Annotated in this window: 25 protein-coding genes; 9 read left to right on the top strand and 16 right to left on the bottom strand. The window is 31.8% G+C overall.

Annotated elements, in window-relative coordinates:
• Positions 1-22: 22 nt before the first annotated feature.
• Positions 23-1,033: an aldose epimerase family protein gene (locus tag LQ617_RS08040; protein ID WP_204194506.1), complete on the bottom strand. Its 1,011-nt coding sequence runs from the start codon at positions 1,031-1,033 to the stop codon at positions 23-25.
• Positions 1,034-1,095: 62 nt separating this feature from the next.
• The gene (gene lepB / locus LQ617_RS08045; protein WP_025904440.1) at positions 1,096-1,683 is read right to left on the bottom strand and encodes a signal peptidase I; all 588 of its coding nucleotides are present in this window, start codon (positions 1,681-1,683) and stop codon (positions 1,096-1,098) included.
• 141 nt (positions 1,684-1,824) lie between these two features.
• Between lepB and LQ617_RS08050 the strand changes: the two genes are divergently transcribed.
• Positions 1,825-2,073 carry a DUF3923 family protein gene (locus LQ617_RS08050; RefSeq protein WP_037590089.1) on the top strand — a complete coding sequence of 83 codons (249 nt, stop codon included), beginning with the start codon at positions 1,825-1,827 and terminating at the stop codon, positions 2,071-2,073.
• A gap of 90 nt (positions 2,074-2,163) precedes the next feature.
• Here the strand turns inward: LQ617_RS08050 and LQ617_RS08055 are convergent, their stop codons facing one another.
• Both LQ617_RS08055 and LQ617_RS08060 read right to left on the bottom strand, forming a co-directional pair.
• On the bottom strand, positions 2,164-2,325 hold the full coding sequence (locus tag LQ617_RS08055) for a hypothetical protein (RefSeq protein WP_158258743.1): 162 nt from the start codon (positions 2,323-2,325) through the stop codon (positions 2,164-2,166).
• A gap of 28 nt (positions 2,326-2,353) precedes the next feature.
• Positions 2,354-2,509: a hypothetical protein gene (locus LQ617_RS08060; protein WP_037590088.1), complete on the bottom strand. Its 156-nt coding sequence runs from the start codon at positions 2,507-2,509 to the stop codon at positions 2,354-2,356.
• Between the two features lie 111 nt (positions 2,510-2,620).
• Between LQ617_RS08060 and LQ617_RS08065 the strand changes: the two genes are divergently transcribed.
• Complete coding sequence (locus tag LQ617_RS08065) at positions 2,621-2,800, top strand: VraH family peptide resistance protein (protein ID WP_037590087.1); 180 nt, start codon at positions 2,621-2,623, stop codon at positions 2,798-2,800.
• A gap of 46 nt (positions 2,801-2,846) precedes the next feature.
• Here LQ617_RS08065 and LQ617_RS08070 read toward each other — a convergent pair whose 3' ends face one another.
• Entirely contained in the window at positions 2,847-3,455 is a 609-nt protein-coding gene (locus LQ617_RS08070) for a YIP1 family protein (protein ID WP_204194504.1), read from the bottom strand.
• A gap of 1,380 nt (positions 3,456-4,835) precedes the next feature.
• Between LQ617_RS08070 and LQ617_RS08075 the strand changes: the two genes are divergently transcribed.
• From LQ617_RS08075 to LQ617_RS08085, 3 genes are read left to right on the top strand one after another with little or no spacing between them, the layout of a single operon-like run.
• Positions 4,836-5,927, top strand: a complete 1,092-nt coding sequence (locus tag LQ617_RS08075; protein WP_239740149.1) for an efflux RND transporter periplasmic adaptor subunit — start codon at positions 4,836-4,838, stop codon at positions 5,925-5,927.
• Positions 5,924-6,604, top strand: a complete 681-nt coding sequence (locus LQ617_RS08080; protein ID WP_204255511.1) for an ABC transporter ATP-binding protein — start codon at positions 5,924-5,926, stop codon at positions 6,602-6,604. Before LQ617_RS08075 ends, LQ617_RS08080 begins: the two co-directional genes overlap by 4 nt.
• Complete coding sequence (locus LQ617_RS08085) at positions 6,601-7,776, top strand: ABC transporter permease (protein ID WP_037590083.1); 1,176 nt, start codon at positions 6,601-6,603, stop codon at positions 7,774-7,776. Before LQ617_RS08080 ends, LQ617_RS08085 begins: the two co-directional genes overlap by 4 nt.
• 60 nt (positions 7,777-7,836) lie before the next feature.
• Here the strand turns inward: LQ617_RS08085 and alsE are convergent, their stop codons facing one another.
• From alsE to LQ617_RS08135, 10 genes are all read right to left on the bottom strand, one after another.
• Entirely contained in the window at positions 7,837-8,520 is a 684-nt protein-coding gene (alsE, locus tag LQ617_RS08090) for a D-allulose 6-phosphate 3-epimerase (protein ID WP_204188344.1), read from the bottom strand.
• Positions 8,521-8,534: 14 nt separating this feature from the next.
• Positions 8,535-9,635, bottom strand: a complete 1,101-nt coding sequence (locus LQ617_RS08095) for a PTS fructose transporter subunit IIC (RefSeq protein ID WP_239740150.1) — start codon at positions 9,633-9,635, stop codon at positions 8,535-8,537.
• A 16-nt stretch (positions 9,636-9,651) separates the two neighbouring features.
• Complete coding sequence (locus LQ617_RS08100; RefSeq protein WP_037590080.1) at positions 9,652-10,104, bottom strand: PTS sugar transporter subunit IIA; 453 nt, start codon at positions 10,102-10,104, stop codon at positions 9,652-9,654.
• Positions 10,105-10,116: 12 nt separating this feature from the next.
• Positions 10,117-10,428 carry a PTS fructose transporter subunit IIB gene (locus LQ617_RS08105; protein WP_037590079.1) on the bottom strand — a complete coding sequence of 104 codons (312 nt, stop codon included), beginning with the start codon at positions 10,426-10,428 and terminating at the stop codon, positions 10,117-10,119.
• Between the two features lie 15 nt (positions 10,429-10,443).
• Entirely contained in the window at positions 10,444-10,827 is a 384-nt protein-coding gene (locus LQ617_RS08110; protein WP_239740151.1) for a PTS sugar transporter subunit IIA, read from the bottom strand.
• Complete coding sequence (locus LQ617_RS08115) at positions 10,820-12,304, bottom strand: BglG family transcription antiterminator (RefSeq protein WP_239740152.1); 1,485 nt, start codon at positions 12,302-12,304, stop codon at positions 10,820-10,822. Before LQ617_RS08115 ends, LQ617_RS08110 begins: the two co-directional genes overlap by 8 nt.
• Before the next feature lie 241 nt (positions 12,305-12,545).
• Positions 12,546-13,379: an SDR family oxidoreductase gene (locus tag LQ617_RS08120; RefSeq protein WP_037590076.1), complete on the bottom strand. Its 834-nt coding sequence runs from the start codon at positions 13,377-13,379 to the stop codon at positions 12,546-12,548.
• Positions 13,372-14,454 carry a mannonate dehydratase gene (gene uxuA / locus LQ617_RS08125; RefSeq protein ID WP_107565798.1) on the bottom strand — a complete coding sequence of 361 codons (1,083 nt, stop codon included), beginning with the start codon at positions 14,452-14,454 and terminating at the stop codon, positions 13,372-13,374. Before uxuA ends, LQ617_RS08120 begins: the two co-directional genes overlap by 8 nt.
• A gap of 23 nt (positions 14,455-14,477) precedes the next feature.
• A complete protein-coding gene (locus LQ617_RS08130; protein ID WP_239740186.1) occupies positions 14,478-15,422 on the bottom strand; it encodes a sugar kinase in 945 nt (314 codons plus the stop codon).
• A gap of 15 nt (positions 15,423-15,437) precedes the next feature.
• On the bottom strand, positions 15,438-16,070 hold the full coding sequence (locus LQ617_RS08135; RefSeq protein WP_239740153.1) for a bifunctional 2-keto-4-hydroxyglutarate aldolase/2-keto-3-deoxy-6-phosphogluconate aldolase: 633 nt from the start codon (positions 16,068-16,070) through the stop codon (positions 15,438-15,440).
• Positions 16,071-16,227: 157 nt separating this feature from the next.
• Here LQ617_RS08135 and LQ617_RS08140 point away from each other — a divergent pair, with 157 nt between their 5' ends.
• Both LQ617_RS08140 and LQ617_RS08145 read left to right on the top strand, forming a co-directional pair.
• Positions 16,228-16,980, top strand: coding sequence for an IclR family transcriptional regulator (locus LQ617_RS08140; protein WP_025904769.1), 753 nt, complete (start codon positions 16,228-16,230; stop codon positions 16,978-16,980).
• Positions 16,981-17,119: 139 nt separating this feature from the next.
• Positions 17,120-17,728 (top strand): FMN-binding negative transcriptional regulator, encoded by a 609-nt coding sequence (locus LQ617_RS08145; RefSeq protein ID WP_239740154.1) that lies wholly within the window; start codon positions 17,120-17,122, stop codon positions 17,726-17,728.
• A 55-nt stretch (positions 17,729-17,783) separates the two neighbouring features.
• On the opposite strand, the gene LQ617_RS08150 is transcribed toward LQ617_RS08145, so the two are convergent.
• Entirely contained in the window at positions 17,784-18,626 is an 843-nt protein-coding gene (locus tag LQ617_RS08150; protein WP_037590071.1) for a LysR family transcriptional regulator, read from the bottom strand.
• 97 nt (positions 18,627-18,723) lie between these two features.
• Between LQ617_RS08150 and LQ617_RS08155 the strand changes: the two genes are divergently transcribed.
• Together LQ617_RS08155 and LQ617_RS08160 are read left to right on the top strand one after the other, a co-directional pair.
• Positions 18,724-19,710: a YeiH family protein gene (locus LQ617_RS08155; protein ID WP_239740155.1), complete on the top strand. Its 987-nt coding sequence runs from the start codon at positions 18,724-18,726 to the stop codon at positions 19,708-19,710.
• Between the two features lie 99 nt (positions 19,711-19,809).
• Positions 19,810-20,592 carry a trypsin-like serine peptidase gene (locus LQ617_RS08160; RefSeq protein WP_239740156.1) on the top strand — a complete coding sequence of 261 codons (783 nt, stop codon included), beginning with the start codon at positions 19,810-19,812 and terminating at the stop codon, positions 20,590-20,592.
• The last annotated feature ends 20 nt before the right edge of the window (positions 20,593-20,612 follow it).

The following is a 20,612-nucleotide window of genomic DNA, read 5'->3' on the forward strand; positions in this document are numbered from 1 at the left end:
TGATTGTCTTCTATTATATATACTATTTCTTATAATTGATTTGATAACTTGTGACACTATTAAATGTGTCGCCTTTTCTTAAAATTGATGGTGCTGCTTCATTTAATAAATTAATATCATTAGGTAGTGATTGCGTTTCTAATGTAAAGCCACTATGTACATTAATAGAGTCTTCATGATCATTCCAATCTACATCATTCAATGTAAATATGACAACTTCATTCTGATCAGTCGTCATTTCAAGTTCCAATTCATCATTCGACACTTTGAAAGTACCATCTTCTAATGTCACTGGATGATCAATACCATTAAATTGATTGATTTGTTGAAATCCACTGTCGAATATATCTTTAAAAGTTATACTATCTTTCCCAATTTCTACATTAATATTCTCTGTATCAAGAGATTCCACAATTTGATTATCTTTAAGCGGATAGAATTGAACGTTATGATGAAGTTGATGATTTTCAATAGATGCATTTGTTTCATTCAAATTAAAATACACATGATTCATCGGATTCAATAAAGTATCTTCAGTACTCGTTGCTTCATATATAATTGTCCATTTCAAATTTGTTAAATCATATTGATGTGTTACGGTCATGTTAATATCACCTGGGAAATGATCAACTGAATGTTTCAATTCTACATGATATACAATGCGAACAATATCATCTTCATTAACAATGTCATAATCACACACTTGAGTATATAAACCGTTAGAGCCACCATGTAAATTATGAACACCATCATTTTGTTCAAGCTGATAGGATTCACCATTTAATACAAACTGACCATTTTCAATTCTGCCACCATATCTTGCAACAGTCGCACCAAAGAAATAAGGATTTTGCTCATAATATTCTATTAAATCATCACTTTCAGTCGGACCAAGGATAACGGATCTACCATCAATTTTCCAATCGACAATCCGCATACCAAAATTCGTAAATTGAATCTTTGAACGCTCATCATAGATTGTAATCAAATCTATATTCTTCTCTTTATCTAAAGTCTCAATCTCAAATGACATTAGCCTCATCCTATTCTATAAAGTGTACATGCAGTTAGTTAAAGTTTAGCATATTGTTCCAATCAATTCTCATTTACATGATCAAACGAATCAGCGTAAAAGTCATATTTCATATTATTCGTTGGTAAAATTCTTAATTTAGCTTTCCCTACAATTTGTTCGTCGGTAATGAGTCCAACATCTTGGCGACTATCATTACTATTCAAACGATTATCACCGAGGACTAAATATTTACCTTCTGGAATTACTTTTTCACCATCAGAATTTTTTGTATCTGATACATCAAAGTTTTCCGTTAAATACTCCGTGAATTTATGCTTCTTATTAAAATCTAAATAAGGTTCTGCAACTTTTTCATGATTAATATATAATTGATCATTCTTATAACTGACAGTATCACCAGGTACACCTATTAATCTCTTAATATAATCCTTTTCTTCATTCGCATGAAAAATAATCACATCACCTCTATCAATCGTACCAAGCGTTTTCGAAATTTTACTAACAATCAAATTGTCTTTATCATTAAACGTAGGATACATTGACTGTCCATGCACCTCATATCTACTAAATAAAAAAGTCGTAATAAGCCACGCCACAACAATAGCGACAACGATAGACGCAACCCATTCCATTAAATTCTTAACCACTGTAACCCTCCTCAAACTCATATTATTATTTACATGTTATTCAAACGATAGCATATATTCAAGCATTCTTCCCTTTATTGCTCATTTAATATTTAAATGATAATATTACATTATTATATTATACTGAAAAGAGGTATTCTCATGAAAGTATCTTGGATATTGTGGTGGATTTTAACAATCATTGAAGTTGGTGCATTTTTAACGTTCTCAATCTTTTTATGGTTTAGAGAAGTTGATGCCACTGGAGCTGTGCAAACAACAGAAATAAAATGGTTCTCTATCGGTATCATGGCAACACTTTTTATCATTCCATTCTTAACACAACTCGTTTGGTTAATCGTCAATCTCATCACTTCTAAAAAGTTAAAAGCTCAAAATCAAAATATGTAAATATAAATTAACGATACACTCCGTCACTTTCACTTAGATAAAAGATAAAGTCATAGAGTGTATCGTTTGTTTTTAATTAAAAGAGCTATATCAATTCTTGACCCTTTTTGCTACTTTATATGCAGCTATTATAAAGAGAAATATTGAAACTCCCCATAATACTGCAGATAAATTGGTTAAACTTCCTTCTAAATTAGTTGCGATAACTGGAAGTATACCTGCTATTAATATTAATAAAATAATTTGTTTCATAAAGATTCACCCTTTAGTACACTATTCTTTATTTTGGCCATCCTAAATAAATAGCAAAGATAATAAGAACCGCACCAACAACTATAGATCCTTTATAAATATTATGTTCTTTTCTACGTTTTATGCCAACTACTACAATCACTAAACCTAATATAAATGAAAGTAACATTATATAAAAACCCATATGACATACCTCCTCATTTAGTATATTATTTTACCATAAAATGTCATAAATGGTATAATGTTATATAATCAGAAAAATAACGCTTTGAAAAAAGTTTAAGGAGTGTTACGTATGAAAGTTAAAGAATTAATCAAGCAAAGCTACGATGACTTATTAGAGTTAGAATTAACAAGCTATAATATAGCAGTTGTACTAGTTGCGGTTGTTGTCTTAAGCGTCTTAATCACACCTTTATTTGGGATTCCTGTCGGACTTTTAGGTGGCGCATATTACTTAAAAAATTATAAATAATATTTAAAGCCCGTTTTCAAGGAAACGGGCTTTATTGATTAATTCATTATATACTTGCTTGAATTAAACCTATTACAATTACGACAACAAGATAAATCACAGTCCATATTACTGCTGTCTTTCCTTTAAATCTACTTGTTGCATATAATACAACTCCAAATAAATAGGCTGCCAATAATGTTGATAAATCAAATACACCGAGATAATCATTACTTTGGCTAAATACTGCCAAACTTGTAATAGAGTGTTTAACTGGATCTAAACCAACAATTGCTATAATAGCTAAAACGATGAGATTAAAGATTGTTGTAATTAATTTTACAAACGTTGCAGCTGCAAATAAACTTGAAGCTTTAACATCAGATTTCATAATTTTTGAGATGATAAGAAAAATTAGAAATGAAAAAGCAATGCCTATAATTGGTGCTAAAATACCACCTATGTATGCAAATACTGTAGTAAAAGTAGACATTTGATCAATTTCAGTTTCACTTAATCCAGCTTCTTTTAAATCAGCTGTAAGATCCGTTGTTATTGATGTAATCCATATTGAAGCAACTGATAAAATAATGACCAAAATCATATTTAACAACCACTTAGGTCGTTCTCTATAGTTGTTTAAAGTTGGTGCAAATAATAAATTTGAATGTTTCATCACTATACTCCTTTGCTTTTTGTATAATTTAAGGTTAACATTCATAAAGCATTAATAAAATAGTTAATTATATAATTAATATTCTTAAATTTTATAATCGTTATTTAATTTTTGCATAGAATATGATATTCATGTACTTCTTAAAGAACTATGCAAATTAAATATTCATATGATCACTCAACAGAAATAGACAAAATATACCAAATTATGCTATTATGTAAATGAAAAAGGCAACGTGCGGTCACACGTTGCCTGTGAGCCCGTTAAAAAGACGGTGGATTTTTGATTAGGTTAAAAATAACCATCTAAACCTCCAAAGTTAGAGATGGTTATTTTTTATGGTTATTTTTACTAATTAATACTAAACCAATGATCGAAATAACAATCATTAGTATTTCATAATCAGTCATATTACTCCTTTCTAGGAGTTGAAACCATTATCATAGGCATCACCCCTTTATTTAAGAGATTAGCCACCATCCATCTAACTTGCTCTGTTATATTATACCAAATTCCCATTATTTGTAACATTGTTTCAGTATTATAATAGACAAAATATATGTATTTATTTTATAATATATACATAAAAGGCAACGTGCTACAACACATTGCCTATGAGCCCGTTAAAAAGACGGTGGAAAATTTATTAGTTATTAAATAACTATCGCCTCCTCCAAAGTTAGCGATGGTTATTTTTTATGGTTACTTTTACTTATTAATACTAAACCAATGATCGATATAACAATCATTAGTATTTCATAATCAGTCATATTACTCCTTTCTAGGAGTTGAAACCATTATCATAGGCATCACCCCTTCATTTAAGAGATTAGCCACCATCTATCTAACTTGCTCTGTTATATTATACCAAATTCCCATTATTTGTAACATTATTTTTAGGTTGTTATAGACAAAATATTCGTATTTATTGTATAATATGTGCATAAAAAGGTAACGTGCTGTAACACGTTGCCTGTGAGCCCGTCAAAAAGACGGTGGCTTTATATAAATGCCGTTAAAAATAACCATCGAAACATTCCAAAGTTAAAAACAATTATTTTTTATGGCTATTATTACTAATTAGTACTAAACCAATTTCACAGGTGTCACCCACCTTCTTTAAAAGGGGGGATTCACCATATAACCATCGATTTTTCAAAGTTAGCGATGGTTATTTTTTTGTGCTTTTTTATGGATATTTTTAATTTTACGCTCTATCAATCATGTATGATTCCACTATTGTTTGTGAATTACATAAAAAAACATGAATAATTAATTACAAATTTAATATTCTTAAATCTCATAAGTATTATTTTTTATTGTTCCTAACTGTGATAACATTTCCCATGTGAGAATAAAAATATATAGGAGTGGAATAAATTGAAGCGTAAATTATTTTGGATAATCGGGATTGTCGTTATCATTTTGTTAGTTGTTGTTGCGCTTATTGTAAAACAAACGACAAATGACACAGACGATAAAAAAGACGGTTATGATACATATAAAGTTAAAAAGGAATCCCCTTTAAGTATTTCTGGTAAGGCTGCACCTACTAAAATTAAAACTTATAACAATAATGATCAGTTAGGTGAATTTGTGAGTACTGTTGTTGAAGATGGTCAATCTGTTAAACAAGGTGATCAATTGATTAACTATAATGTGAATGATCAAAAGCGCCAAGATTTACAAGATAAAGTAAATGCTGCACAAAACAAGGTGAATCAAGACTACCAAAATATTAATCAGAAACCGAACAATAATGATTTACAAAACACTTTATCTAAAGATTTAAATACATTAAGTGAAGCTAACAAGCAATTATCACAGTATGATCGTCAAGTAAATGAAAGTATGTATGCTTCATTTGATGGTAAAGTCGAAATGGAGAATGATAATGACGCTAACAGTGGTGAAGCGATTTTAAAATTAGTCGCAAGTGAACCTCAAATCAAAACTTCTGTATCAGAATTTGATATTACTAAAATTAAAGTTGGCGATGAAGTTAACGTGACGGTGAACAGTACTGGTGAAGAAGGTAAAGGGAAAGTGACAAAGATTTCTGAATTACCTACAAGTTATGATGATAGTAACCAAAGTGAATCGATGAATACTGCTGATCCAGAAAGTGAAACAACTCAGACATCTAATCCTGTTTCTAATAATCCAAGCGTTGGAAAAGGCAATTCTAAATATCAAGTAACGATTGGTAAATTAGACATTTCTGTACGTAGTGGATTCTCAACTGAAGGAGAGATTCCTTTAGATACGATTAAATTACCTAAGTCTGTATTAACAAAAGGCAATCATGTATTTGTTGTCGATAAAAATCATAAAGTTCATAAACGACATATTAATATTAAACGACAAAATGGTGAAATATATGTTGAGAAAGGACTTAAATCTGGAGATAAACTGATCATTTCACCTAAGAAAACATTAAATAATGGTGAAAAGGTTGAGATAGCATCATGATTAATTTAGTAAATGTTAATCGACACTTTAAAAACGGAGAAGAAACAAATCATATATTGAAAGATATTAATATATCTATTGATACAGGTGAATTTATCGCGATTATGGGCCCTTCTGGTTCAGGGAAAAGTACATTGATTAATATTTTAGGTTTTATAGATAGAGGATACACAGGTGAATATCTGTTTGATGGTGAGAATTATCAACAAGTTTCAGATAATAAGCTTGCCTTTATTAGAAATAAAACAGTCGGTTTTGTCTTTCAAAATTTTAAATTGATACAAAATAATACGATTATGGAGAATGTTAGTATCCCCCTATTATATTCAGGTATGTCTTCAAAAGAACGTAAACAACGTGTTGAATCTGTCTTAAAAGACGTTGGAATAGCAGATAAAAAACATCTTGTACCGAATAAGTTATCGGGTGGTCAACAACAACGTGTCGCCATCGCGCGCTCGATTGTCAATAAACCTAAATTCATTATTGCTGATGAACCAACAGGTGCGCTTGATTCTCAAACTTCTAAAGATATTATGGATTTATTTGTGCGACTTAATCGCGAACAAAATACAACCATGATTATTGTTACGCATGATCGTAAAGTAGCTGAACAAGCTGATCGCGTGATACACATATTAGATGGCCGTGTTCAGCGAGAAGAGGTGATAGAATGAAGAACTTACCGAATATCATATCAGTCTCTCTCAAATCTATCATGAAGAATAAACGCCGTAACATCTTTACGATGATTGGTATTATTATCGGTATAGCTGCAGTCATTACCATTATGTCTTTAGGTAATGGTTTTAAAAAGACAGCATCTGATGAATTTGCTGATACGGGTGCGAGTAAAGGACAAGCTATGATTAGCTTCATGCCTGAAAATATGGAAGGCTCTAAAGAAAATCCATTCGACAAACAAGATATTGATCTCGTCAAACAAATAGACGGTGTCACAGACGCTAAAATTAAAGAAGATGACAGTCAAAGTTATGGGGCAAAAATGACCAATTCACAAAAGCAATCTGACATCAATATCTTTAAAAAAGACTATGTCGACAATGCATCTGAAGGTAAAGGATTCACACAATCAGATAATGAATTGAAAGAAAAAGTCGTCACAATCGATCAAACAATTGCTAAAAAAGCGTTCAAAGGTGACGCGATTGGTAAGACGTTATTTATAGATGACCAAGGATTTAAAATTGTAGGTATTGTCAATAATCCTATGTATGAAAATACAGTGAATATGCCAAGCGAAACTTTCAATCGATATATGGGTGACTTAAGCCAGGACCTTCCACAACTTGAATTAAAAGTAGATAACGATGATAACAAAAAAGAAATTGCTAATAAGGCAGCTAAGCTCTTAAACAAAAGAGGTTCAGGTATGAGCGAAGGTAGTTATCAGTATTCAGATATGGAAGAAATCATGAAAAGTATCACACAAGTATTCGATGCCATTACGTACTTTGTTGCAGCAGTAGCAGGTATTTCATTATTCATTGCGGGTATAGGTGTGATGAACGTTATGTATATTTCAGTCGCTGAACGTACAGAAGAAATTGCGATAAGACGTGCGTTTGGAGCTAAAGGTCGAGACATTGAAATACAATTCTTAATAGAAAGTATCGTGCTATGTCTGATCGGTGGCATTATCGGATTAATCATAGGTATTTTGATTTCTAAACTTGTAGAAGCCGTTACGCCTGATATGGTTCAAAGTGTTGTGAGTCTAGGTTCTATTTTACTTGCTGTCGGCGTTTCAACATTAATTGGTATTGTATTTGGTTGGATACCAGCAAGGTCAGCATCTAAGAAAGAATTAATAGATATTATTAAATAGTTTAAATATAATTTAACCGCCACATGAGTTATCATCCAACTCATGTGGCGGTTTTATTTATTATACTTCAGTTAATGCATCATTAAAATCTGCTTTCATTTTATGCCATGCTTCATCGATACGTTCATCTAAACCGAATAGACCGCTTCTTCCCAATATATAAATATCTGGATTGGCTTTTTGAATTTTACTAAATGTCTTCTTATTTGAAGAGCCATCCATTTCAATTAAATATTTGTATTGATGTTCATCTCTTAACTTTCTCAATTCTACTATTTTATCTAATGTTTCATCGATAAATTTTTCTCCAGCAAACCCTGGGTCAACCGTCATAATTGTAATCTTATCTAAATATTGAATATAAGGTTTAATCACTTCAATGGGTGTTTCTGGATTTAATACAATCCCTACTTTTTTATCTTGATCATGGATTTTATGAATCAATCGGTAAGCAACACCATTGACGACTTCTGCATGTATGCATATATAATCTGTATCTACTTTTAATAATTCATCCACCCAAAACGAAGGTTCTGTGACCATTAAATGCGCAGATATGGGTACGTCAGAAATTTTCTTAACTTGTTCAATAAACCAAGGTGACAGTGTAATATTCGGGACATAATGACCGTCCATAATATCTATATGATAAGATTCTACGTGCTCATTCAAAAATGTAATCTGCTCGCTAAATTTATCTAAGTCCATCGTCATTAATGATGGTGAAAACTTTACATTCTCCATGTATTAAACCTCCATTAGTATACTTTAATATCGTCTAATTCTATGTCATCTTCTTCGATTTCATCGATCATTTCTTCTGATTCATTTACAGGTTTCTTAAGTAGTATAAGTACTAGAGCTGTAACAATAACATTTGCTACGATAGCGATGACGAAACCTAATGGCTGAGACATTGTTGGAATTGCTAACATGCCACCAAACGGCACTTTCGAGTCAGCGTTCATCACCATTGAAATCGCGCCACCTACTGCACCACCGATTCCTGTAGCAATAATACATCTAATAATGTCGTTTAAGACAATCGGTAAGACACCTTCTACAATTTCAATAATGCCCATTGGAAATGCTGTTTTTAATGTTTCTACTTCTACTTTTTTATAAATATTTTTACGCATTAATCTTCCAATCCAATATGCAAATGCGAATCCAATTGGCGTCGCTGTGTTAACGACAATCAATGCTGTTATAGGTTCATGAATACCTTGTGCTTGTAGTGTTAATACAAATGCAAATACTGTTTTATTAATTGGACCACCATAATCGACACTTGCTAATACACCGATGATAATGCCATAAATCAATTTAGAAGTACCACTAAGAGATTGTAAATACTCAGTTAAAATATGCGTAAATTGTGTAATTGGCGCTCCGATTACATAGACCATAATGAGCCCACCTACAAGTGAAGCAATAAACGGAATTACAAGCATCGGCATTAAGCCTTTAGCCCAATTTGGCATTTTGATATATTTAATAATTAATACAACAAGATAACCTGCCAAGAAGCCACCTATTAATCCTCCGATAAAACCTGATCCAACTGCATTAGCTGTTAAACCAATAACGAGGCCAGGTGCTATACCTGGTTTATCAGCAATTGAATAAGCGATACCTGTTGCAATAACAACTGGTAACATGCCTAGTCCAGCACCGCCAAGTGTTGCAAGTACATCCCAGAATGAATAGCCAGTCTTCGTTAAATCTGTTGATGAATCTCCACCTAACGCCATCCCAATTGCAATCATGAATCCCGCTCCACATACAACTGGAATTAAATAAGATATTGCCGTAAGTAAATGACCTTTTAAATTCAACTGATTAAAAAATGTTTTCACGTTATCTCCCCCTTTGTTAGTTAGATAAAATTGCTACAACTTCTGTTTTATTTTTAGAATTTAATAATTGCTCAATCACTTCATCATTACTCAACTTTCTTGCGATTAATGATAAGAGTTTCAAATGCTCTTTAGAATTGTCGCTATCTTCACCAACTGCAAGTAAAATAACGACTTTCGCACCTGTATCATCTAAAGATGGCCACTCTACTTCATCTTTTAAGACGCCAATTGCAATACCAACTTTGTTAACGCTACTACTTTTCCCGTGTGGAATCGCCACAAAGTTACCTATACCTGTTACGCCTTCTGACTCTCTTTTATAAACAGCTTCTAAAAATGCTTCTGAATTGTCTATATATTGTTCTTTATCAAATAAATGAACGAGTGTTTCTAAAGTTTCTTCTCTATTATTTGTCTCAAGTTCTGTTAAGATTGTGTTCTCATCTAATACATCTATTAAATTCATATGGCATCTCCTTTATTGTTGTGAAATTTGTTCGATTTTTTCTATTAATTTATTTGGAGATTTTATTGCGACATCTGTCGGTATTTCGATGACTTTTTTACCTTCAAATCTTTCTTTAGCGCTTACCTTTACATCTACAGCAAGCAACACGATATCAGCTTGTTTTATATCTTCAGGTGACAATTCATTTTCTACACCTATTGTCCCTTGTGTTTCAATTTTGATATTATGACCTTTCTTTTCAGCTGCTTTTTCTAACTTTTCAGCTGCGATATATGTGTGTGCAATACCTACTGTACAAGCACAAATACTCACGATATTCATATTTCATTCCTCCAATTATAATAATGACTCTACAAAGTCTTCGTCTGCTAAATTCCTCATAAATGCTTGAATGTCTTGCAATACTGCTTGATCTTCTTGTGGTTTAAGATTTAGCAAAATAATCAATTTCAATGGCTGGTCATGCCAGTTCATAAGATTTGTCTCATTTTTTATTAAAAATATTTTAGTCTTTAAAATGTTCTCACTTTGAATGTGCGGTAAAATCACTTCTGGAAAAATTTCAATATTCCCATGTTGTTCTCGCTCGTGTACTTCTTCAATAAAAACACTTTCAGACTGAATGTACTGATCTTTCTTTAACTGACTACCTATTACTTCAATGACATCTTGATACATTATGTTAGTTGTTTTAATTTCATAAAATAACGATTCATTCATTGTTATCACCTAACATTTCTATCATCTTTCGCAATTTAATTTGATCATTCTTATTAAACATTGCGCTGATGACCACGATTGGAATTTGCTTTACTTCAGGTATATGAACAGTTGAAATAATCAAATCTATTTTATGCAAGTCTTCTTCTTGTATATCAAAAGAAGATTTAACATCTACAATCTCAATTTCTGGTACGTTTCTGTCTATTTTGGTTTTCAATAATTCAGAAGTACCTATGCCTGTAGTACAAGTAATCAGTGTTTGTATTTTCTTCGGGTTTCTCTCAAGTTCTTTCGCAAAATACAATGTTAAAAAGCCTATTTCATCGTCATTCATTTTTTTAATATGATATGTTTCAGAAATTAGATCTGAAATCTGTCGAATAACTGTAAATACATGTGGATATTCAATTTTAATTTGTTCTATTAAAGCATTCCTGACATTTAACCCATGTTCAATTCGATTGAGCATCGGTTTAATATGTTTAAGAAGTTGCTGCTCTAAATCAATATTTTTAAATGAATGATTTAATTCTTGACTCGCACCGTCTATCAATGCATTTGTTATATCGATGACTTCTTGTGAATATTGCATGTCTTCTTGATTATGCTGAACATTTTGCGTTTCAAATCTCGAAGAAATAAGATATTCAAACAAATAAATCCGTTCATTTTCAGGTAATTGAGTATGAAGATATTGTTCAACATTGCCAATTACCATGTCACTCATTCTATAAAATGATTGATACTCATTTTTTAACTTTATCAATTCAGGTGTCTTTCTATCTTTGTTTTGTTTGATCACACCTCTTTTTCTAAAGCGCATGATTAAAATATATAAATGAGAGAAAATGTTCACATTATAAGGATAAGGAATAATCATATCTTTATAACTCTCAATCTTATTGATTTGTTCTTGCACAAAATGTGCATCTTTATCCTCATTTTGATCCATAACATTATAAGCAGAGAAATTAGACAGTTGCCCATCTCCAATGAGTTCTAACAATGCATTTCGAATATCACTTTCATCACCATTTATAGATAAATGACGATTCTTTCTTTCTAAATTTAAATTAAAACGTTTTAACATCTCTTCAATTTTTTTCTCATCTGTGTTCAGTACACTTTCAGAAATATAATAACGTTCGATAATATTAAAGATAGATATCGATTTAGGGGAGATTAACAATAAATCTTTTGTCATCATATTTCGTCTTTCAATAGGAGAAAACAAATCATTTTGATGAAGATGCCCCGTTTCATGCTGTTCAATATATTCTTTATCATCAATACGATAGCCCTTACCTTTTTCAGATATAATAAGAGGCTCTTTATAATAATCATTTATACGTTTAACAAGTCGATAAATCGTTTTAGTAGAAACATTTAGATGTTTCGCCAATCGATTCGAATCGACAAACGAATGCGCATTTAATAAGTAATGAATTAACTTCTCTTGATTATCACCTTCCATGACTTTTACAACCTCCCTGTAGCTTTATCATAAAACAAATATATGTAAGCGTTTTACTTTTGTTTGTCCATTACAATAGACATTAAAATATCATTCATTATAAACTATCGCGTTACTAAAGTAATGAATTAACCTCTTTTACACTTCTACATCTGTAAAAAGTCTGCATACCAAATAAAATTGCGCACAAAAAAACTCACTTTAGCAAAATTGCTAAAATGAGTTTGAAATTAAAGTTCTATTAAACGCCTGAATACGCCATAAATCCGCCATCGACTGGTACAGTAATGCCATTTACAAATGATGAATAATCTTTATCTAATAACCATAAAATCGTACCGATAAGTGCTTCTGGTTTCCCAAATTCTCCAAGAGGTGTTTGACTTAATATTTTTTCTGAACGTGCCGTCAGACTTCCGTCTTCATTTAATAATAAGTCTCTATTTTGTTCTGTTAAGAAAAATCCTGGTGCAATCGCATTAACTCTAATATCTTCCTCTGCAAAATAAACAGCCAACCACTGCGTAAAGTTATTAATAGCAGCTTTTGCAGCACTATATGCTGGCACTTTAGTCAATGGTGCATAACCACTCATGGAAGAGAAATTAATAATGCTTGCATGTTCTGACTTCAGTAATTCTTTGCCGAATACTTTAGCAGCGACAAATGAGCCAATAAAATTATTATTAAATACATGTTCAAATCCACTTTGTTCTAAATCAAAAAAGTTCTTTTTATCTTCAGCATTGTATGACTCTGAATCTGTAATAGCGTCAGGGTTATTACCACCTGCACCATTAATTAAATAGTCAATTTTTCCAAATGCTTCTAAAATTTCATCTTTAGCTTTCGTTAGCGATTCTTCATTCGTAACATCAACTGAATAGTTACGAGCAATACCACCTTCAGCTTCTATTTCTTTAACAACTTCTACACCTTTATCATAAGTACGATTTAAAATGGCGATTTGCATGCCTTGTTTGCCTAATTCTTTCGCAATTGTTCTACAAAGCACTCCGCTTCCACCTGTAATTACAACGACTTTATCTTTTAAACTTTCATGTTTACTAAACATTTTTACCAGACTCCTTTTCAAGTTGATATGCATCCCATAATCCATTTAAGTACATAATGCCTAATGCTCTATCATATAATCCGTATCCTGGGCGACATTCTTCATTCCATAAATGTCTACCGTGATCTGGACGAATGTATCCTTTATAATCTGCATCTGATAAATGTTTCATAATTTGTGCAATATCAATATTACCGTCTTCTGTAAAATGAGAAGTTTCTACAAAACTGCCATTTTCGGAGATGCGAACATTTCTAATATGCATAAATGGTGCATGCTCATGGTATTTCAAAGCAATTTCTGCCATATCATTATCTTTAGAAGCACCCATAGAGCCCGTACATAACGTAATCGCATTATTTGGACTATTATTAATCTCAAACATTCTTTCGTAGCTATCTGCACCAGTTATAATTCTTGGTAAATTGAAAATAGAATATGGTGGATCATCTGGGTGAATTGCCATTTTAATACCGCAACGTTCTGCAGTTGGAATGATTGCGTTTATAAAGTATGCAAAGTTTTCCCATAATTTTTCTTCATCTATATCTTTATATGCTTCAAATAGTTCTGAAATTTGATCTAATTTTTCTGGTTCCCAACCTGGCATTGTTAGATTTTTACTCGCACTTGAAACAGTTTCTATTAATTCTTTCGGATCTAAATTTTTAACTTTTTCATAATCAAAGTATAGTGCTGTAGAACCATCTTCTAATGGATGGAACATATCTGTTCTAGTCCAATCAAATATTGGCATGAAGTTATAACAAATAACTTCCACACCATATTCAGCTAAATTCTCAATAGTTTGTTTGTAGTTTTCAATTAATTCATCACGTTCACTATTACCTAATTTAATAGATTCATGAACATTCACACTTTCAACAACTTTTGCATTAAATCCATGTGATTCAATATATTCAACTTCTTCTTTAATTTCATCTTTTTCCCAAACAGCACCAACTGGCTTTTCATGAAGTGCCCATACAATCCCAGTTGTATTAGGTATTTGTTTAATATCTTCTAATGTAATTGTGTCATTGTTTCTTCCGTACCAACGAAATGTCATTTCCATTTTATCCATCTCCTAATTGCCGATTATCTTTCTATTATACCTTTACCACTCAAGAAACTTTCTACTTGTTCTAAATATGGCAATCCTTCGTTATCGCCTATTACTTCTGTAACCATTCCGCCTACTGCATTTGCGAATCTTACACGCTCTTTTGCTGTATATCCTTTACTTAAAGCGAACAAGTATCCGCTTGAAAAGCCATCTCCAGCGCCTACTGTATCGATTGGACTTACTGGAAAGACTTCTGTTTCAAATTGTTCTTCATTGCTTACAAATTGTGTAGGTAAATGTCCACCTTTGACAATGATTTCTTGTAAGTCTTGTTCTTTTAATAAATCTTCAATATTTTCAAATGGTGTCGCTATTTTAAGAATTTCTAGTTCTTCATCACTTGTTAACAGAATATCTGTATAAGGTAATAATGCGCCTAGACTTTCACTTGCTGTTTCTTTAGACCAAGTTTTTAGTCTTATATTTGGATCTAAAGTTACAGTTGTATTTGCTTTTTGTGCTTTTTTCATCATTGATTGTATCAGTTCAATTTTATGATGTAATAATGCGACAAACACACCACTGACGTGGAAATAATCAATATCATCAAAGTTAATATGTGCGACATCTTCTTCTGTTAAGTCTTTAATGGGTGCATTGTCTCGATAATAAAATGAAGCACCGCTTCCATCTGCATTGATTTGTTTAAAATAAACGGACGTGTTTTTACCTGGTACTTGTTCGATATGCTCTGTATCAATACCTTCTCCACGTAAATTATTGATAATGTGTTGACCAAATTCATCTTTACCCACTTTTGAATAAAAAGTTGTTTCTAACCCTAATCTACTCGCACCAATTGCTACATTTAATTCCGCGCCTCCAATTGTTCTATGGAATGTATGATTAAATTTCAAAGGTCCTTTATTACTAGGATTCATGGCTATCATGGAATCACCTATTGTGAAAAGCCTCATTTCTACCACTCACTTTCATCGATTTCTAACAGCTTCTACATACTTTTGAGCTTTTTCTGAAATAACTTCAAAATTATTTCCTGTAAATTCTTTCGTTAAGTCGCCACCAATACCTACAGCGAATGAACCTTTTTCAATCCAATCTGATACGTTATCTAAATTCACGCCTCCAGAAGGCATCAATTCAACATTAGGTACTGGACCTTTAATATCTTTAATAAATCCGGCACCTAATTGTCCTCCTGGGAACAGTTTAATTAAATCAGAGCCATTGCGTAACGCTTCTATAATTTCTGTTGCACTACTACAACCTGGTAAGTATGGAATAGAATATACATTACATAATTTAGATATATTGGTGTCTAAATGTGGACTTACAATATATTGAGCTCCTTTATTAATCGCAATTTGTGCTGTAGCAGCATCTAACACTGTTCCTGCACCTAGAACGATATCATCACCATATTGTTTATGTACTTGATTAATCACTTCTTCAGCATTCGGTACAGTAAACGTAATTTCTATATTTTTAAATCCACCTTTAATGATTTCATCCACAATTTTCTTTGTTTCATCCTCGTCATTCCCTCTAACAACAGCAACGAGGTAATTTTCATGTAACTGATTTAAAATTTTATACTTTTTCAAAATAGCCCTCCGTTCCACATTATGATACAATGTATTGTATAGTAATATTTAGTATTATTATAACGTTTGTGAAAACGTTGTCAATTATTTATTTTCATCTATGTTACTTAATTCATAGATTAATTTATGCTATATTTTTATCAAAGAGGTGATGATTATGGCTTCTAACGTTCAATCCATTGACCGTGCATTAAGCATTTTAGAAATCATATCTGAAAAAGAACAAATATCATTAAAAGACTTAGTAGATGAAACTCAATTATCTAAAGCAACTGTACATAGACTTGTTAATTCATTGATTAGCAATGGCTACGTTCAACAAAACGCATTGACCAATCAATATGAAATAACTTTTAAAATGTTCCAACTTGGGAATAAACGTGTACAAAACATTGATTTTTTAAATGTAGCTAAAAGTATGATAAGTCAGCTGATGACAACAGTTGGGGAAACATGTCATTTAGTAGTGGAAGACAATAACGAAGTGGTATATATAGATAAATTTATACCAAGTAATAACAATCGATCGATGGCATCAAAAATTGGGAAACGAGCACCTATGTATTGCACAGCAGTAGGTAAATCTATCCTTTCGACGTATGACAATGAAAGAATCCAAGAAATATGGAATCAATCGAATATAGTTAAACTAACCGAAAATACAATCACAGACTATGATCAATTCATTGATGAAATAGCAGTCATCCGAGAACAAGGTTATTCAGTAGATAATGAAGAAAACGAAAAAGGCATATATTGCGTAAGTACTTACTTCGTAAACTATCGAAACGAAGTCCAAGGCGCTATCAGCCTTTCATTCCCTACAACAGAATTAGATAAGAAAGAGTTCTTTGTAGATGAATTAAAAACATGTGCCAACAAAATTTCGAGATTACTTGGGTATCATTAAGAAATTTAGTAATTTTAGAGCGGGGGTGGCGCACGATATCTCTCAGTCTTCGTGCGTTACACCCTGTTTTTATACCCTAGCGCACGATATCTCTCAGTCTTCGTGCATTATGATGAATGATTTATAAGGGGGCGTTTACATGTATGTACCAAAATATTATCAGATGAGTGATTATGAAAAAATCAAAGATTTTATGATGCATAATAATTTTGTAACCATCATTACTTATGACGAATTAAAACCACTTGCTACACATTTACCTGTTAATATTGAAGAAAAAGATAATACCTTATATGTATCTGGACATTTTGCAAAGGCTAATAAACAATGGCAAACAATCGAATCAAACGAACATATCCTTATCATATTCCAAGGTCCTCATGCTTACATTTCTTCTACATGGTATGAAAAAGAAGATGTTCCAACTTGGGATTACCAAAGTATACATGCGTATGGTAAAGGGCATTTGTTAAGTGAGTCAGAGTTAGTAGATGATTTGACGATCCTTTTAAATAAATATGAAAGTCATCGACAAAATGGTGCTACTTGGAACAATTTATCAGATCAAACGAAAAAACAAGTTAAAGGTATTGTAGGTTTTAAAATGGAAATTGAAGAAATTGATGCTGCTTATAAACTAAGCCAGAATCGTAGTGACATTGATAAAAAGAATATTGTTGAGGAACTTAATAAAAGTGAAAATCCTGCAGATACAGTATTGGCCAAAGAAATTGAAAATAATAAATAAATGTTGTTACATATAACCCCCTCACTTTTAATATTAGTGAGGGGATTTTTTGTATTTATCTAAACTCATAGTTCTTAATTTCATTTACGATCGTATTATATTTATTTGTCTTGTATCTTGATTTGTTAGACACTATAAAGAAATTCCGATTTAAATCTAGGTCGTTTGTAACGATATAATCTTCATCAAATGATTTTATAGAGAAATTAGATAATATCGTAAAGCCCATATTTTGTTTAACGAGTTCTAAAATTAATTGGTTATCGTTAATGACGACTTTACGGGATGTTAAATTCAATTGCTGTAATAGCATATCTTGATAATATCTTATTCCTGATCCTGTTTCTCTAACGTAACATCTTAATTGATTTAAATTTTGGTTTGTTTGTTTATTTTTCACGAGTAATAATTTATCTCTTGTTAGGACTTCACTATTGATTTTGTCGTCCAGTACTGGCTTTTCGATAATGCCTAGGTCTAGTGAGTAATCTTTCAACTTACTTAATATATCAGCTGAGTTATAGACATAAATATGAATATTGAGTTTCGGATATTTTGTTTGTAGATAGATTGTTAAATCTAATAACATCGATTGACCAAATGTGTGACTCGTTCCTATGACAAACTTCCCTTTCACATCTTCTTTATGCTGATTAATTTTCGTCTGCAATTGCTCATCTAATATTGCTAATTGGCATGCATAGTTATATAACTCTCTTCCCTCTTCTGTCAAAATAATATGCTTTCTTGTATTTTCAAAAATCTTAATTTGATATTTCTCTTCAAGTGTTTTGATATCTCTACTTATTGATGGCTGTGATTTATATAACTTTTCGGCAGCATTCGTAAAGCCCTCTTCTTCTACAATAACTTTTAAGATTTGTAATTTATCTTCCACTGCAACCACCTCATATCATTTTTGTTATATTATATATTTAAAAATAGCATTTCACAAATATTCATCTTGCGCTTAAACTTACGTTGAGGTGAACATTATGGGGGAGAGATTTAATAAACGTTTTTTACTCGGTATTGGCTTTACGTTTTTAGTTGCTATTGTCAGTATACTTTTATCGTATTTACCGGTATTTAATAAAGTCGGGGCACTCGCAATTGCGATTATTACAGCTATTTTATATAGACATTTCAGAGGATATCCAACGCAAATCGAATCGGGGATTGCATTTTCATCAAAAAAATTATTAAGATTTGCGATTATTCTATACGGACTTAAGTTAAATTTATGGACGATTATTCATCAAGGTAGCACATTATTATTACTAGATGTTGGTGTCGTCGCTTTTGCGATATTGTTTATTTTGTTTTTAAATAAAATCATTAAAGGAGATAACAATTTAGTCTTGTTATTAGGTGTTGGAACTGGTGTTTGTGGTGCAGCTGCAATTGCCGCGATATCACCTATCCTTAAATCTAAAGACAGTGATGTTGGGATTAGTGTAGGTTTAGTGGCCATAATGGGTACAATATTCTCTTTAACTTACACGTTATTATTCGCTATTTTTCCAATGAATGCTGAATTTTATGGTATTTGGTCAGGTTCAAGCTTACATGAAATTGCACACGTTATTTTAGCAGCAGATGCCGGTGGTCAGTCATCACTAGGTATTGGTTTGTTAACTAAGTTAGGTAGAGTATTTCTATTAATACCATTAAGTATTATTTTCTTAATCATCGTTAATAGAAAGAGATCACATAAAGTGTCACAAAAAATAGACTTTCCGTACTTTTTAATTGGATTTTTAATCATGAGCGCTGTGAATACGTTCATTCCTATTCCTGAAGCCATATTAAATGTAATCAGTACATTTACAACACTCATCTTAATTATGGCAATGGTCGGTATCGGTCTAAATGTATCTTTCAGTGACTTAAAAACAAAAGCATTCAAACCAATGATAGCAATGCTTATAACGTCAATCGTGTTATCAGTATTAACATTTATTGTCGTTGGATTTTTATAATAGCAATATCAGGGTATAACATAGAGATGATTCAATTTTGAGAAAGATTGTGATTAGATGCTGTTATACCTTAAATTATATTTAATACTAATAATTTCCATGTTCAATTATTTATTTATACAGCCTGATGTCCCTGCAACCTATAAAGATACATTTACTAAAGCAACACATCATGATTATCAAGAAGCTTTTAAATTAGGTTCACAAATTCCAAATGAACATCTTAAAATCAAACCATTTCATTCAAACGATAAAACTATCAATCAAGCAGTTGGTAAAGTCACATCTGATGAAACAGGTAAGTCAGGAAATGGCGCAACAGGGTTTGTCGTCGATGATCATACAGTTATCACTGCGTCACATGTCGCAAGTGATGATGATGGAAATAAGGAAAAGAAACAATTTTATTTCTTTCCAGCTAAATCTAATCAATATACACCGATGAAATTCAAGATTAAGCAATTTTATAAATCAAACGAAAGAGATGTCGCAGTACTCATTACTGAAAAATCATTAACACCTAAAATTAAACCTTTAACTATAGCATCCGAACGTGAAATTCAACATTTGAAACCTAATTCAGCATTATTTATGGCAGGTTATCCAAATGAAGAACCATATGACGGTCAATATATGTATCAATCAAAAGGATTCTATCTTAAACCAACTCAAGACTATATCGAATATATCGGACACATGCATCGAACAATAGGATTTTCAGGATCTCCAGTATTTAATCAAGACAACCATGTCATCAGTATACATGCACACGGCATTCGTCCAACAGAAAAAGTCAAAAACCCATCAACTAGAGACATATACACAGGCGGACCACTCATCACCGGTAAGACAAAAGCATTTATAGAAGAACATAAAAAATAACGCTGGGATATAAAATCCTA

The sequence above is a fragment of the Mammaliicoccus sp. P-M59 genome, from assembly GCF_022386135.1.
GTDB classification, from domain to species: domain Bacteria; phylum Bacillota; class Bacilli; order Staphylococcales; family Staphylococcaceae; genus Mammaliicoccus; species Mammaliicoccus sciuri_A.

Coding starts and splice junctions, on each gene's coding strand:
- LQ617_RS08155 (WP_239740155.1), top strand. CDS start 18,724: ATGGGGGAGAGATTTAATAAACGTTTTTTACTCGGTATTGGCTTTACG.
- LQ617_RS08100 (WP_037590080.1), bottom strand. CDS start 10,104: ATGAATTTAATAGATGTATTAGATGAGAACACAATCTTAACAGAACTT.
- LQ617_RS08080 (WP_204255511.1), top strand. CDS start 5,924: ATGATTAATTTAGTAAATGTTAATCGACACTTTAAAAACGGAGAAGAA.
- LQ617_RS08050 (WP_037590089.1), top strand. CDS start 1,825: ATGAAAGTATCTTGGATATTGTGGTGGATTTTAACAATCATTGAAGTT.
- LQ617_RS08085 (WP_037590083.1), top strand. CDS start 6,601: ATGAAGAACTTACCGAATATCATATCAGTCTCTCTCAAATCTATCATG.
- uxuA (WP_107565798.1), bottom strand. CDS start 14,454: ATGGAAATGACATTTCGTTGGTACGGAAGAAACAATGACACAATTACA.
- LQ617_RS08110 (WP_239740151.1), bottom strand. CDS start 10,827: ATGAATGAATCGTTATTTTATGAAATTAAAACAACTAACATAATGTAT.
- alsE (WP_204188344.1), bottom strand. CDS start 8,520: ATGGAGAATGTAAAGTTTTCACCATCATTAATGACGATGGACTTAGAT.
- LQ617_RS08065 (WP_037590087.1), top strand. CDS start 2,621: ATGAAAGTTAAAGAATTAATCAAGCAAAGCTACGATGACTTATTAGAG.
- LQ617_RS08145 (WP_239740154.1), top strand. CDS start 17,120: ATGTATGTACCAAAATATTATCAGATGAGTGATTATGAAAAAATCAAA.
- LQ617_RS08105 (WP_037590079.1), bottom strand. CDS start 10,428: ATGAATATCGTGAGTATTTGTGCTTGTACAGTAGGTATTGCACACACA.
- LQ617_RS08130 (WP_239740186.1), bottom strand. CDS start 15,422: ATGAGGCTTTTCACAATAGGTGATTCCATGATAGCCATGAATCCTAGT.
- LQ617_RS08140 (WP_025904769.1), top strand. CDS start 16,228: ATGGCTTCTAACGTTCAATCCATTGACCGTGCATTAAGCATTTTAGAA.
- LQ617_RS08120 (WP_037590076.1), bottom strand. CDS start 13,379: ATGTTTAGTAAACATGAAAGTTTAAAAGATAAAGTCGTTGTAATTACA.
- LQ617_RS08040 (WP_204194506.1), bottom strand. CDS start 1,033: ATGTCATTTGAGATTGAGACTTTAGATAAAGAGAAGAATATAGATTTG.
- LQ617_RS08060 (WP_037590088.1), bottom strand. CDS start 2,509: ATGGGTTTTTATATAATGTTACTTTCATTTATATTAGGTTTAGTGATT.
- LQ617_RS08160 (WP_239740156.1), top strand. CDS start 19,810: ATGTTCAATTATTTATTTATACAGCCTGATGTCCCTGCAACCTATAAA.
- LQ617_RS08115 (WP_239740152.1), bottom strand. CDS start 12,304: ATGGAAGGTGATAATCAAGAGAAGTTAATTCATTACTTATTAAATGCG.
- LQ617_RS08055 (WP_158258743.1), bottom strand. CDS start 2,325: ATGAAACAAATTATTTTATTAATATTAATAGCAGGTATACTTCCAGTT.
- LQ617_RS08070 (WP_204194504.1), bottom strand. CDS start 3,455: ATGAAACATTCAAATTTATTATTTGCACCAACTTTAAACAACTATAGA.